Source organism: Streptomyces sp. NPDC050564 (assembly GCF_044457265.1).
Lineage (GTDB): Bacteria > Actinomycetota > Actinomycetes > Streptomycetales > Streptomycetaceae > Streptomyces.
Genome location: NZ_JBITGS010000007.1, coordinates 144525 through 157717, shown reverse-complemented (window position 1 = coordinate 157717; position 13193 = coordinate 144525). Strand labels below are relative to the sequence as shown.

The following is a 13193-nucleotide window of genomic DNA, read 5'->3' as shown; positions in this document are numbered from 1 at the left end:
CCACTCGAACACCCTCAAGGAGCCGCTGCGTGCAGGCAGCCGTCACCGTCACTCCCGCCCGGATTCCGGAACTGCTGCTGGGTCTCGCGACCGTGCGGCCGGTCTTCATCTGGGGCGCTCCCGGCATCGGAAAGTCCTCTCTGGTACGGGAGTTCGCCGAGTCGCTGGGTCTGGAATGCGTGAGCCTGCTCGGTACCCAGCTCGCCCCCGAGGACCTCATCGGCGTCCCGCAGATCCGCGAAGGCCGCTCCGTCTTCTGTCCCCCCGAGGCGATCGCCCGCGACGAGCCGTACTGCCTGTTCCTGGACGAGCTGAACGCGGCGACGCCCGATGTGCAGAAGGCCTTCTACTCGCTGATCCTCGACCGCCGTATCGGCAACTACGAACTGCCGAAGGGCTCCATCGTGATCGGCGCGGGCAACCGCGCGACCGACAACGCGCTTGCGCGCCCGATCGCCTCGGCGCTGGTCAACCGCCTCACCCACGTCCACCTCGAGGCGTCCCCGAAGGACTGGCTCGCCTGGGCCGCCGCCAACGACATCCACCCGTGGGTGCTGGATCACCTCACCGACCGGCCCGACCACCTGTGGTCCAAGCCGCCGAAGACCGAGGAACCGTTCTCCACGCCCCGCTCCTGGCACATGCTCTCGGACGCGCTGCGCTCCTTCGGACCGACCCTCGACGAGCCGACCCTCAAGGTGATCGCGCACGGCACGCTCACGCCGGCGCACGCCGTCGCCTTCTGCGGCTATGTCAAGATCGTGCGCAGCCAGTTCGGCATCGAGGCCATCATCAAGGGCGACGCCCGCTGGCCGAACCGGCTGGAGGACCGCGACCTGCTCTACTACCTCGCCGAGTCGTTCCGCGGCCGCCTCATGAAGGAACTGCCCGCAAGCAAGGAGCACCTCTCGGCGAACGCCCGGCAGACCGCCTACCGCGCCAAGTCCCTGCTCGTCCAGCTCGCCGAGATCTCCGTCGAGGTCGCCCAGAGCGTCATCGCCTCCGACGCCGACGGCAATCCCGTACTTCCGGCGTGGTTCCTGGTGGAGGCGGCCCGGGACATGCCGCGTCTCGTCGAGGCCCGGCGGTGAGCCGGCCCCGCAAGCCGGACGTCCCGAAGCCGGACCCGGCCGCCGAGGCGTTCGCGGAAGGGATGCGGCTGGTGCGGGCCAACCGCGCGCTCGCCGCCATCGGGTTCAGTACGTGCCGTCAGGAGGAGTGCGTCATGGCACCCCGGGACGGTCTCGTGCGCGTCGACTCCGACGGCACGCTGCACGTACACCCCACCCGCCGGGCCGAACCCGCGGCCTGGGCCTGGGCCATCGCGCACGCCATCATCCATCTGGGCTTCGGCCACGTCCCGGCCGCGGCCGGCGAGCGCGAGCAGCCCGACCGCTTCGACGTCGCCGCCCGCTGCGTGGTGGTCGACCGCTTCCTGCTCGGCTTCCCCATCGGCCTGACCCCCGAGGACCTGCCGGCGTCGTACCCCGACGGCGACGAGGAGCAGCTCGCCGCGCGCTGGCGCCGTGACGGCATCCCGCCCGCGTACGACAGCTGCGGTACGGCGGGACCCGAGCCGGACCAGGTCCTGGTGCCCTGGAACACCTGGATCGGCGGCACCCCGCCCGACTGGCAGATCGCCTTCGCGCACGCGCTGACCCGCACCATGGCCACCGCGATGGACATGGCGGGCGGCCGCCGTGCCTCCATGCGCGGCGGCCCCACCCGGCTGCAGCCCTGGGAGAAGGCGCTGAGCTGGTTCATCTCCTCCTACCCCCTCCTGGGCGGCATCGCGGCCGGCATCACCCTCGTCGCCGACGCCGAACTCGCCCACGCCCACGGCATTTCCGTCGCGGCGGTCGACACGGAGGCGGCGGAGATCTACATCAACCCCCTGCGCCGGTTCGGCGACGAGGAATGGCGGTTCGTCCTCGCCCACGAGATGCTGCACGCCGCCCTGCGCCACGGCGACCGCTGCGGCACCCGCGACCCCTATCTCTTCAACGTCGCCGCCGACTACGTCATCAACGGCTGGCTGTGCGAGATGCAGATCGGCACGATGCCCGAAGGCCTGCTGTACGAGCCGGAGTTGAAGGACCTCTCGGCAGAGGAGGTGTACGACCGGATCGCCGGCGACCTGCGCCGGATGCGCCGACTGGCCACGCTGCGCGGCAAGGGCGCGGGCGACATCCTCGGCGGCCCGCTCGGTTCACCGCGCGACTACGTCGACCTCGACGAGTTCTACCGCCGTGGCCTCGGCCACGGCCTCGACCTGCACCAGCAGCAGGAGCGCGGCTATCTGCCGGGCGGGCTGGTGGAGGAGATCCGCGCACTCAGCCATCCGCCGCTGCCGTGGGACGCCCGACTCGCCCGCTGGTTCGACGAGTTCGTGCCCCGCCCCGAGCCCGTACGGACATACGCGCGTCCGGCGCGTCGCCAGGCGGCGACCCCCGACATCCCGCGCGCGGGCCGCTACTTCCCGCCCGAGGAGATCGCCCGCTGCACCTTCGGAGTCGTCCTCGACACCTCCGGCTCCATGGACCGCACCCTGATCGGCAAGGCGCTGGGCGCCATCGCCTCGTACGCCGAGGCCCGCGACGTACCGGCGGCCCGGGTCGTCTTCTGCGACGCCGCCCCGCACGACGCGGGCTACCTGCCGGTCACCGAGATCGCCGGCCGCGTCCGGGTGCACGGGCGCGGCGGCACGGTGCTGCAGCCCGGTATCGACCTGCTGCACCGCGCCGACGATTTCCCGCCGGGCGCGCCCGTCCTGGTGATCACGGACGGTTACTGCGATGTCCTGCGGGTGCGACGCGAGCACGCGTACCTGATACCGCAGAACGCGCGGCTCCCGTTCACCGCGCGTGGACCGGTCTTCCGGGTGCGGTGACCCGTCCCGCGGGTGTGGCGCCGCGTCTCGCCGGTGCGGCGACGTGTCTTCCGGGCGCGGTGAGCTGTCTTCCGGGTGCGCCGGGCGCGGGTGTGATCGGATGGTGGGCACGGACCCGAAAACGGGACCTCATCGAAGGGAATCATCGTGGCAACCACGCGCACCGCACACACCGTGTGGGAAGGCAACCTGCTCGAGGGCAGCGGCGTCGTCACCTTCGACTCCTCCGGCATCGGCCAGCAGCCGGTGACGTGGGCGTCGCGGGCCCAGGACGCGAACGGCAAGACCAGCCCGGAGGAGCTGATCGCCGCCGCCCACTCCAGCTGCTTCTCCATGGCGCTGTCGCACGCCCTCGCGGGCGCCGGCACCCCGCCCACCAAGCTCGTCACCAACGCCGACGTCACCTTCCAGCCCGGTGAGGGCATCACCGGCATCCACCTCACCGTCGAGGGATCGGTGCCCGGCCTCGACAACGACGGCTTCGTTGCGGCGGCCGAGGACGCCAAGAAGAACTGCCCGGTCAGCCAGGCGCTGACCGGCACGACGATCACGCTGTCGGCCAAGCTGGCCTGACGCCCGCGGGCAATACGGCGCCGCGGCCCAGCCCGGGGCCGCGGCGCCGTCGTGTTCGGGCCCGCCCGGGGTACTCGCCCCATTGACAACCAGGCGCTCAAGTTTTGTGCTGGAGATCGGGCAGAGCCCTGGCGGAAGGGGACGGACATGACACGTGCGGTCGGGATCGATCTCGGTACGACGAACTCGGTGGTGGCCGTCCTGGAGGGCGGCGACCCCACCGTCGTCGCCAACGCCGAGGGCGCGCGCACCACGCCCTCCGTGGTGGCCTTCGCCAAGAACAGCGAGGTGCTCGTCGGCGAGGTCGCCAAGCGGCAGGCGGTGACCAACGTGGAGCGCACCGCGCGCTCCGTGAAGCGCCACATGGGTGACGCGAGCTGGCGTTTCCCGGAGAAGGGTGACATCGACGGCACCCGCTACCGTGCGCAGGAGCTGTCCGCGCGTGTGCTGCAGAAGCTGAAGCGGGACGCGGAGGCCTACCTCGGCGAGGACGTCACGGACGCCGTGATCACCGTCCCCGCCTACTTCGACGACGCCCAGCGCCAGGCCACCAAGGAGGCCGGCGAGATCGCGGGCCTCAAAGTCCTGCGGATCATCAACGAGCCGACGGCCGCCGCCCTCGCCTACGGGCTCGACCGCGGCGAGGAGCAGACCGTCCTCGTCTTCGACCTGGGCGGTGGCACCTTCGACGTCTCGCTCCTGGAGATCGGCGACGGAGTCATCGAGGTCAAGGCCACCAACGGCGACACCCGGCTCGGCGGCGACGACTGGGACCAGCGGATCGTCGAGCACCTCGCCCAGCGCTTCAAGGCGTCGTACGGCATCGAGCTCGGCCACGACAAGATGGCACTGCAACGGCTGCGCGAGGGCGCCGAGAAGGCCAAGATCGAGCTGTCCAGCTCCTCCGAGACGACCATCAACCTGCCCTACATCACCGCCACCTCCGAAGGTCCGCTGCACCTCGACGAGAAGCTGACACGCGCCCAGTTCCAGGAGCTGACCGCCGACCTGCTCGACCGCTGCAAGACCCCCTTCCACCAGGCGGTCAAGGACGCGGGCGTCAAGCTGTCCGTGGTGGACCACGTCATCCTGGTGGGCGGCTCCACCCGCATGCCCGCCGTGACCGACCTCGTGAAGGAACTCACCGGCAAGGATCCGCACAAGGGCGTCAACCCGGACGAGGTCGTGGCGGTCGGTGCCGCTCTCCAGGCGGGTGTCATCCGTGGCGACGTCAAGGACGTCCTCCTGCTCGACGTCACCCCGCTGTCCCTCGGCATCGAGACCAAGGGCGGCATCATGACCAAGCTCATCGAGCGCAACACCACGATCCCGACCCGGCGTTCGGAGATCTTCACCACGGCCGCGGACAACCAGCCGTCGGTCGGCATCCAGGTCTACCAGGGCGAGCGCGAGATCGCCGCGTACAACAAGAAGCTCGGCGTCTTCGACCTCACGGGGCTGCCGCCCGCGCCGCGCGGGGTGCCGCAGATCGAGGTCGCCTTCGACATCGACGCCAACGGGATCATGCATGTCTCGGCGAAGGACCTCGCCACCGGGCGCGAACAGAAGATGACCGTCACCGGCGGCTCCGCGCTCCCCAAGGACGACATCGACCGGATGATGCGCGAGGCCGAGCAGTACGCCGAGGAGGACCAGAAGCGCCGCGAGGCAGCGGAGACGCGCAACCAGGGCGAGCAGCTCGTCTACCAGACCGAGAAGTTCATCCGCGACAACGCCGAGCGCATCCCGCCCGACACCAGGACGGAGGTCGAGGCGGCGGCAGCCGACCTGAAACAACTCCTCGAGGACTCTTCCACCGACACGGCCGCCTTGCGCACCGCCATCGAGAAGCTGGCCACCGTCAGCCAGAAGATGGGCCAGGCGATGTACTCGCAGGCCCAGCAGACACCCCAGGACGAGCCGGCCACCGAGCACGCCCCGGCCGAGGAGGAGGGCGTGGTCGACGCCGAGATCGTCGACGAGGACCGGGAGTCGAAGGGCGGCGCGGCTTAGGGCCTGCCGTCAGCCTCCCGTCGTCCGCCCGGAGGGCGGGAAGGTGACGACAGCCCTGACGGCCTCGTGAACGGCCAACCGCGCACGAGGTCGTCAGACGTCCGTCTTCTCCCAGCCACGCCGTGCAGGCCGCGGTCCGAGCTGCCTCGGGTCGCGGCTGCGGTACACGACGTACGGGCGGAACAGGTACTGCACCGGTGCGCTGAACATATGGACGAGGCGGCTATACGGAACGAGCGCGATCAGCGCCATCCCGATCACCGCGTGCACCTGGTACAGCACCGGCACGCCGTGCATCAGCTCCGTCCTGGGCCGGAGCGTGAACAGGCTGCGGGCCCAGGGCGCGATCGTCTGCCGGTAGTTGTAGCCGTCGCCGGACGCGTGTATCAGCTTGGCGGTCATGCCCAGCACGATCGCGCCGAGCAGCACGACGTACATCAGCTTGTCGTTGACGGTCGTCGCGCGGAACACCGGCGAGTTCGTCCGTCTGCGGTAGATCAGCAGCAGGATGCCGAGCACGGTGAGGACTCCGGCCGCCGTGCCGCCGTACAGCGAGAACAGGTGGTACGTGTGCTCGCCGATCCCGAGCGACTCGGTCCAGGACTCGGGGACGAACAGGCCGATCAGATGGCCGACGAGCACGAACAGGATGCCGTAGTGGAACGCGGGCGAGGCGATGTTCAGCAGCTTCGACTCGTACACCTGCGACGAGCGCGTGGTCCAGCCGAACTTGTCGTAGCGGTGGCGCCAGACGAGCCCCGCGATCAGCAGCGCGAAGGCGATGTACGGCAGGGCGCCCCACAGGAAGGTCGTCATGAGCGTTCTCCGATGACGGCAAGGGGTTCGAGGCCGATGGCGCCGAAGGGTTCGAGCCCGACCTCTTCGCGGGGAGGACCGGAACGGGCCAGCGCCAGCGCCTCGGCGCGGTCCTTCGGGGACGGGCCCGGCAGCGTCGCGCACACCGCTTCGAGGACGCTCGCGTACGGCGTGCCGAAGTCGGTGAGCGCGATCCGCAGCAACTCCAGGCCGCCGCGGTACTCGTCGAGGAGTCCCCGATGGCCCGTTCGCGCCGCGAACTCCAGCACCACGGGCAGGAAGTCGGGCAACTCCTCGCCGGAGAACTCCAGCCCGTGCTCCCGGTACACCTCCTTGAAGCGCACCAGCGACATCCCGCGCCGCCGGGTGTCGCCGTCGCGCCACCAGCTCAGATAGAGGCTGTGCCGGTTCTTGAAGTCGAAGACCTGGACATAGTGGGCGGCGAGATCCCGAGGGGGCTGTGCGGCCGCGTGAGCGAGGAACTCCCCGAGTTCCGGGGCGGCTCGACGCAGCAGCGGCAACCGCTCGTGGAACTCCTCGTCCGGATACGAGAGACAGTACGCGGCGGCCTGATACAGCACGGCATGGTCTCTCATGTGTCCTCCCGGTCCGCCGTCTGCCGCTTGCGCAGGGCGTGGAAGCTCTCCACCGACACCAGCGGAAGCCGTTTGCGGCCCGAGTCCTGGCCGAACGGGCCGTCGCCGCCCATGCCCGGCCCGCCCTCGTAGTCGAGGCTGCATCCGTCGGGCAGCGCCGACTCCTCCAGACGCCTGGCGTCCCCGACGGCGGCCGTGGGAATGACGTACCGGTCCTCGTACTTGGCGATCGCCAGCAGCCGGTACATCTCCTCGATCTCCGCGCCCTCCATGCCGACGGACGAGGCGATCGACGCGTCGGGCTGCTCACCGAGGTTGATGGCCCGCATGTGGGAGCGCATGGCGGCGAGCCTGCCGAGCGAGGCGCGGACCGGCCCGACGTCGCCGGCGGTGAAGATCTCCGCCAGATATTCGAGCGGGATGCGGAGCGTGTCGATCGCGCCGAAGAGGTTGTCCAGGTCCTCGCCGTCGTGCCCGGTCCCGGTCAGCGCGTCGACCACGGGGGACAGCGGCGGGATGTACCAGACCATCGGCATCGTGCGGTACTCCGGATGCAGCGGCAGCGCCACCCGGTACTTGCCGACCAGCGCGTGCACGGGGGAGCGGCGGGCCGCCTCCATCCAGTCGTACGGGATCCCGGCCTCCTCGGCGGCGCGCTGCACCCCGGGGTCCTCGGGGTCGAGGAAGATGCCCAACTGGGCTTCGTACAAGTCCTGTTCACTGGGCGTGGACGCGGCCGCGGTCACCTTGTCGGCGTCGTACAGGATCACCCCGAGATAGCGCAGCCGTCCCACGCACGTCTCGGAGCAGACGGTCGGGAGGCCGACCTCGACGCGGGGATAGCAGAGCGTGCACTTCTCGGCCTTGCCGGTGCGGTGGTTGAAGTACACCTTCTTGTACGGGCATCCGGTCACACACATCCGCCAGCCCCGGCAGCGGTCCTGGTCGACCAGGACGATGCCGTCCTCGGCCCGCTTGTACATCGCGCCGGACGGACACGACGCCACGCACGACGGGTTCAGACAGTGCTCACAGATGCGCGGCAGATAGAACATGAAGGTCTGTTCGAAGGCGAACTTCACCTTCTCGGAGGCCTGTTGGCGCACCCGTTGGACCATGGGGTCCTGGTTGCCGTGTTCCGGAGCGCCCGCCAGGCTGTCGTCCCAGTTCGAGGACCACTCGATCTTCATCGGCTTGCCGGTGAGCTGCGAGACGGGCCGCGCGACCGGGAAGTCGTCGCCCAGCGGGGCATCGGTGAGGTTCTTGTAGTCGTACGTCCAGGGCTCGTAGTAGTCCTTGATCTCCGGGAGCTCGGGGTTGGAGAAGATGCCGGCGAGCTTTCTGAACCGTCCGCCGGCCTTCAGCTTCAGCGCACCTCGCTTGTTGAGCTCCCAGCCGCCGCGCCACTTCTCCTGGTCCTCGTAGCGGCGCGGATAGCCCTGCCCGGGACGGGTCTCGACATTGTTGAACCAGACGTACTCCATGCCGTCCCGGTTGGTCCATGCCTGCTTGCAGGTGACCGAACAGGTGTGACAGCCAATGCACTTGTCGAGGTTCATGACCATGGCGATCTGGGCCATCGGGCGCATCAGTACTCGACCTCCTGAGTGCGGCGGCGGATGACCGTCACCTCGTCGCGCTGGTTGCCCGTCGGGCCCAGGTAGTTGAAGGCCCACGACAACTGGGCGTAGCCACCGATGAGATGAGTCGGCTTGAGGATCAGCCGGGTCAGCGAGTTGTGGATGCCGCCGCGCATGCCGGTGGTCTCCGTCTTCGGGACGTTCACCGTGCGCTCCTGGGCGTGGTGCATGTAGACCGTGCCCTCGGGCATCCGGTGCGAGACGACGGCCCGCGCGACGACCACGCCGTTGCGGTTGACGGCCTCGATCCAGTCGTTGTCCCGCACTCCGATCGCGTCCGCGTCCTGCGGCGACATCCAGATGTTCTGCCCGCCACGGGAGAGCGAGAGCATGAACAGGTTGTCCTGGTACTCGGAGTGGATGGACCACTTGTTGTGCGGTGTGAGGTAACGGACCGTCACTTCCCGTTGTCCGTCCGGGCCGAGCCGTGGCTCCCCGAAGAGCCGGTTCATGTCCAGGGGCGGTCGGTAGACGGGCAGCGCCTCACCCAGTTCGTGGATCCAGTCGTGGTCGAGGAAGAAGTGCTGGCGTCCGGTGAGGGTGTGCCAGGGCTTGAGGTGCTCGGTGTTGAGGGTGAAGGCCGTGTAGCGACGGCCGCCCGATTCACTGCCCGACCACTCCGGCGAGGTGATCACCGGGACCGGCGCGGCCTGCGTGTCCGCGTAGGTGACCCGCTTGCCCTCGTGCTCGGCGGCCAGGTGCGCCATCTCCTGGCCGGTGCGGGCCTCCAGCGTGTGGAAGCCCTGTGTGGCCAGCCGTCCATTGGTCGTCCCGGACAGCGCGAGGATCGTGTTCGCGGCCTTCACGGCGGTGTCGAGCGCCGGGCGCCCGTCGGCGGGTCCGCCGCGCACGACACCGTTCAGCTCCCTTAGGTGCTCGACCTCCTCGTCCGGCCTGAGCGCGATTCCCTTGGCGGGCAGGCCCAGTTTCTCCACCAGCGGCCCGAGCGCCGCGAACTTCGCCCCGATCGCCGTGTAGTCGCGCTCCACCACCGTCAGGTTCGGCAGCGTCTTCCCGGGCACCGGATCGCACTCACCCCGCTTCCAGTCCCGTACGACCCCGCCGGGCTGGGCGGTCTCGCCGGGAGTGTCGTGCTGGAGCGCGGTGGCGACGACGTCCTTGCGCACGCCGAGGTGGTCGACGGCGAGTTCGCTCAGCCGCTCGGCCAGCGCCTTGAACGTGTCGAAGTCGGTGCGCGCCTGCCACGGAGGGTTCACCGCCGGGGAGAAGGAGTGGACGTAGGGATGCATGTCCGTGCTCGACAGGTCGTGCTTCTCGTACCAGGTCGCGGCGGGCAGGACGACGTCGGACAGGAGGGTCGACGAGGTCTGCCGGAAGTCCAGGGACAGGAGCAGATCGAGCTTGCCCTCGGGGGCCTCCTCCCGCCAGGTCACATCCCTCGGCCGGACAGCGGGCTCCGCCTCCTCGGCCCGCAGCGACGAGTGGGTGCCCAACAGATGCCTGGTGAAGTACTCGGCGCCCTTGGCCGAGGAGCCGAGCAGGTTCGCGCGCCACAGGGTCAGCACCCGCGGCCAGTTCTCCGGCGCGTCCGGGTCCTCGCAGGCGAACTTCAAGGTGCCCGCCCGGAGTTCGGCCACGACCTTCGCCACCGGATCGCCGAAGACCTCACCCAGCTCCAGCGGATTGCGGTCGAACGTCGGGTACGACGGCATCCACCCCGAACGCGCGGACAGCGCGAGGCAGTCCGCGCCCGTCATGCCCGCGAAGCGGCCCTCGCCGAGCGGTGAGGCGAGCACATCGGCCGCGAACGTGTCGTAGCGCCACTGGTCGGTGTGCAGGAACCAGTACGCGGTGCCGATCATCTGCCGCGGCGGCCTGCTCCAGTCGGCGGCGCCCGCGAGCGTGGCCCAGCCGGTGATCGGACGGCACTTCTCCTGGCCGACGTAGTGCGCCCAGCCCCCGCCGTTGCGCCCCTGACAGCCGGTGAGCTGGAGCAGCGCGAGGAAGGCCCGGTAGATGGTCTCGGAGTGGAACCAGTGGTTGGTCCCGGCGCCCATCAGGATCATGCAGCGGCCCCGCGACTTCTCCGCCGTCCGCGCGAACTCCCGGGCGATCTTGACGCACTTGGCCGTCGGAACGGAGGTGTGCGCCTCCTGCCAGGCGGGCGTCCCCGGCGCCTCGGCGTCCTCGTACGCGGAGGGCCAGCTGCCCGGCAGCCCCTCGCGCCACACCCCGTACTGGGCGAGCAGCAGATCGAAGACCGTGGTGACGAGCGGACCGCCGGGCCCGCCGAGCTGAGTCGTCGGAACACCGCGGTGTACGACCTCGCCGCGCCCCTGGCCGTGCTCGCCGCCCTCGGTGTCGAAACGTGGCAGGAGCACCTCGACACCGCCGGCGGCCTCATGGCCGTACAGGCTCAACCGCGGGTCGATGGCGCCCAGTTCGAGGTTCCACCTGCCCTTGCCGGACTCGGTCCAGCGGAAGCCGAGCGAACCGTTAGGCACGACGGCCCGTCCGCTCACGGAGTCCAGGACCACCGTCTTCCAGGCGGCGCCCTCGCCGGTCTGGCCGAGATCGGTGGCGCGCAGGAACTTCGCGGGGACGTAGGCGCCGTCCTTCTCTGTCAGGGTGACCAGGAACGGCAGGTCGGTGAACTTCCGTACGTAGTCGGCGAAGAAGGGCGTCTCGCGGTCGACGAAGAACTCCTTCAGGATCACATGCCCCATCGCGAGGGCGAGCGCGCCGTCCGTGCCGGGGTGCGGGTGCAGCCACTCGTCGGCGAACTTGGCGTTGTCCGCGTAGTCGGGGGCGACGACCACGACCTTCTGGCCGCGATAGCGGGCCTCGGCCATCCAGTGCGCGTCCGGGGTGCGGGTCACCGGGACGTTCGAGCCCCACATCATCAGATACGCGGCGTCCCACCAGTCGCCCGACTCCGGCACGTCGGTCTGGTCGCCGAAGACCTGCGGGGAGGCGACGGGGAGGTCGGCGTACCAGTCGTAGAAGGACAGCATCGGCGCGCCGATGAGACTCATGAAACGGGCGCCGGCGGCGTGCGACACCATCGACATCGCGGGAATGGGGGAGAACCCGGCGATGCGGTCGGGGCCGAAGGTCTTGATGGTGTGCACGTGCGCGGCGGCGACCAGCTCGACCGCCTCGTCCCAGCTGGCGCGCACCAGGCCGCCCTTGCCGCGGGCCCGCTGGTAGCGGCGGCGGCGCTCGGCGTCGGCCTGGATGTCCGCCCAGGCCAGCACGGGGTCCCGCAGTCGGCCTTTCGCCTCCCGGTACATCTCCAGCAGGACGCCACGGATGTACGGGTAGCGCACGCGGGTCGGCGAGTACGTGTACCAGGAGAAGGCGGCGCCCCGGGGACAGCCGCGCGGCTCGTACTCGGGGCGGTCGGGGCCCACCGACGGATAGTCCGTCTCCTGGGTCTCCCAGGTGATGATGCCGTCCTTGACGTACACCTTCCAGCGGCAGGAGCCGGTGCAGTTCACGCCGTGCGTGGAGTTCACGACCTTGTCGTGGCTCCAGCGGTCCCGGTAGAAGGAGTCCGCTTCACGGCCGCCGGTCAGCCGAACGCTGTGCAGGTCGGGTGCAACCGTGCCGGACCGGAAGAACTTCCCTGCGCGCAGCAGAGCGGCGCCCGGTTCCGTGGGCGGTATCTGCGTGTCGGTCACGTGCGCTCCCTCACTCGCCCCGTTGTGTCGAACCTAGGGGCGAGTGCGGGAGCGCACCTGTTCACGGCACCCGTACGGGTCAGGTCGCGCGGGTGCGGGGCAGGGCTTGCGTCTACGGGTCAGGACGCGCGCGTACGGGGCAGGGCCCGTGCCTACGGTCAGGCCTTGATCGCGACCCCCGCGTACACCGGGACGAGGCCCTCCGCCTGTGCGGCCACGTCCTCCGGCTCGGGCTGCCACTCGGAGACCGCGACCACGCCGGGCTCCTGAAGCTCCAAGCCGTCGAAGAACCGCGAGAACTCGGCGTGAGAGCGCGGGAAGAAGGGCGTGCCGCTCTGGCGGAAGAGTTCCGCGGCCTTCTCGACGCCCTCGGGGCTGATGTCGGAGGTGACCTGGGACAGCACCAGCCGGCTGCCGGGGGCGAGCGCGTCGACGTACCCCTTGAGCAGGCCGTACACGTCGTCGCCGTCGGCCGCGTCGCCCAGGTAGTGGGTGAGCGCGACCAGCGACAGCGCGACCGGCTGGGCGAGGTCCAGGAACTCGCCGGCCAGGCGCAGGATCGTCTCAGGATCGCGGACGTCGGCGTGCACATAGTCGGTGGTGCCCTCGGCGGAGCCGTGCAGCAGGGCCTCCGCGTGCCGCAGGACGATCGGGTCGTTGTCCGCGTACACGACCTTGGACTCCGGCGCGACCTGCTGGGCCACCTGGTGCAGGTTGGGCTGGGTGGGGATGCCCGTGCCGATGTCCAGGAACTGGCGTATCCCGGACCGGGCGGCGGCGCGGGTCGCCCGGTGCATGAACCGGCGGTTGGCGCGCGCCCCGCGCACCGCGGTGCCGTCCGCGGCGAGGATCTTGCGGGCCAGCTCCTCGTCCACCGGGTAGTTGTCCTTGCCGCCCAGCCACCAGTCGTAGACGCGGGCGGGATGGGGCCGACTGGTGTCGATACGGGTGGGCGCGGATTCACTGCCGGTCATACCGATGCTCCTCAAGGTGCGCGATGGGTTCGGATGGCGTCTCGTCC

9 protein-coding genes are annotated in these 13193 nt (G+C 70.0%); 4 read left to right on the top strand and 5 right to left on the bottom strand.

Annotated elements, in window-relative coordinates:
- Positions 1 to 29: 29 nt before the first annotated feature.
- The 4 genes from ACIBK0_RS13530 (at position 30) to dnaK (ending at position 5476) form a co-directional block, all read left to right on the top strand.
- On the top strand, positions 30 to 1091 hold the full coding sequence (locus ACIBK0_RS13530) for an ATP-binding protein (RefSeq protein WP_399078969.1): 1062 nt from the start codon (positions 30 to 32) through the stop codon (positions 1089 to 1091).
- Between the two features lie 62 nt (positions 1092 to 1153).
- A complete protein-coding gene (locus ACIBK0_RS13525) occupies positions 1154 to 2890 on the top strand; it encodes a hypothetical protein (RefSeq protein ID WP_399079281.1) in 1737 nt (578 codons plus the stop codon).
- Positions 2891 to 3037: 147 nt separating this feature from the next.
- Positions 3038 to 3463 carry an OsmC family protein gene (locus ACIBK0_RS13520; RefSeq protein WP_399078967.1) on the top strand — a complete coding sequence of 142 codons (426 nt, stop codon included), beginning with the start codon at positions 3038 to 3040 and terminating at the stop codon, positions 3461 to 3463.
- Positions 3464 to 3610: 147 nt separating this feature from the next.
- Positions 3611 to 5476, top strand: a complete 1866-nt coding sequence (dnaK, locus tag ACIBK0_RS13515) for a molecular chaperone DnaK (RefSeq protein WP_399078965.1) — start codon at positions 3611 to 3613, stop codon at positions 5474 to 5476.
- 93 nt (positions 5477 to 5569) lie between these two features.
- Here dnaK and narI read toward each other — a convergent pair whose 3' ends face one another.
- The 5 genes from narI to ACIBK0_RS13490 all read right to left on the bottom strand — a co-directional run bounded on the left by narI (position 5570) and on the right by ACIBK0_RS13490 (position 13146).
- Positions 5570 to 6292, bottom strand: a complete 723-nt coding sequence (gene narI / locus ACIBK0_RS13510) for a respiratory nitrate reductase subunit gamma (RefSeq protein WP_399078963.1) — start codon at positions 6290 to 6292, stop codon at positions 5570 to 5572.
- Positions 6289 to 6888 carry a nitrate reductase molybdenum cofactor assembly chaperone gene (gene narJ / locus ACIBK0_RS13505; protein WP_399078960.1) on the bottom strand — a complete coding sequence of 200 codons (600 nt, stop codon included), beginning with the start codon at positions 6886 to 6888 and terminating at the stop codon, positions 6289 to 6291. Before narJ ends, narI begins: the two co-directional genes overlap by 4 nt.
- Positions 6885 to 8477: a nitrate reductase subunit beta gene (gene narH, locus ACIBK0_RS13500; protein WP_399078958.1), complete on the bottom strand. Its 1593-nt coding sequence runs from the start codon at positions 8475 to 8477 to the stop codon at positions 6885 to 6887. Before narH ends, narJ begins: the two co-directional genes overlap by 4 nt.
- Positions 8477 to 12172: a nitrate reductase subunit alpha gene (locus ACIBK0_RS13495; protein ID WP_399078956.1), complete on the bottom strand. Its 3696-nt coding sequence runs from the start codon at positions 12170 to 12172 to the stop codon at positions 8477 to 8479. Before ACIBK0_RS13495 ends, narH begins: the two co-directional genes overlap by 1 nt.
- 158 nt (positions 12173 to 12330) lie before the next feature.
- On the bottom strand, positions 12331 to 13146 hold the full coding sequence (locus ACIBK0_RS13490) for an SAM-dependent methyltransferase (protein WP_399078954.1): 816 nt from the start codon (positions 13144 to 13146) through the stop codon (positions 12331 to 12333).
- Positions 13147 to 13193 lie beyond the last annotated feature (47 nt).

Bases quoted from the DNA above. Each gene is read 5' to 3' on its own strand.
- ACIBK0_RS13525 (WP_399079281.1), top strand. From the start codon at position 1,154: ATGCGGCTGGTGCGGGCCAACCGCGCGCTCGCCGCCATCGGGTTCAGT.
- dnaK (WP_399078965.1), top strand. From the start codon at position 3,611: ATGACACGTGCGGTCGGGATCGATCTCGGTACGACGAACTCGGTGGTG.
- narI (WP_399078963.1), bottom strand. From the start codon at position 6,292: ATGACGACCTTCCTGTGGGGCGCCCTGCCGTACATCGCCTTCGCGCTG.
- narJ (WP_399078960.1), bottom strand. From the start codon at position 6,888: ATGAGAGACCATGCCGTGCTGTATCAGGCCGCCGCGTACTGTCTCTCG.
- narH (WP_399078958.1), bottom strand. From the start codon at position 8,477: ATGCGCCCGATGGCCCAGATCGCCATGGTCATGAACCTCGACAAGTGC.
- ACIBK0_RS13490 (WP_399078954.1), bottom strand. From the start codon at position 13,146: ATGACCGGCAGTGAATCCGCGCCCACCCGTATCGACACCAGTCGGCCC.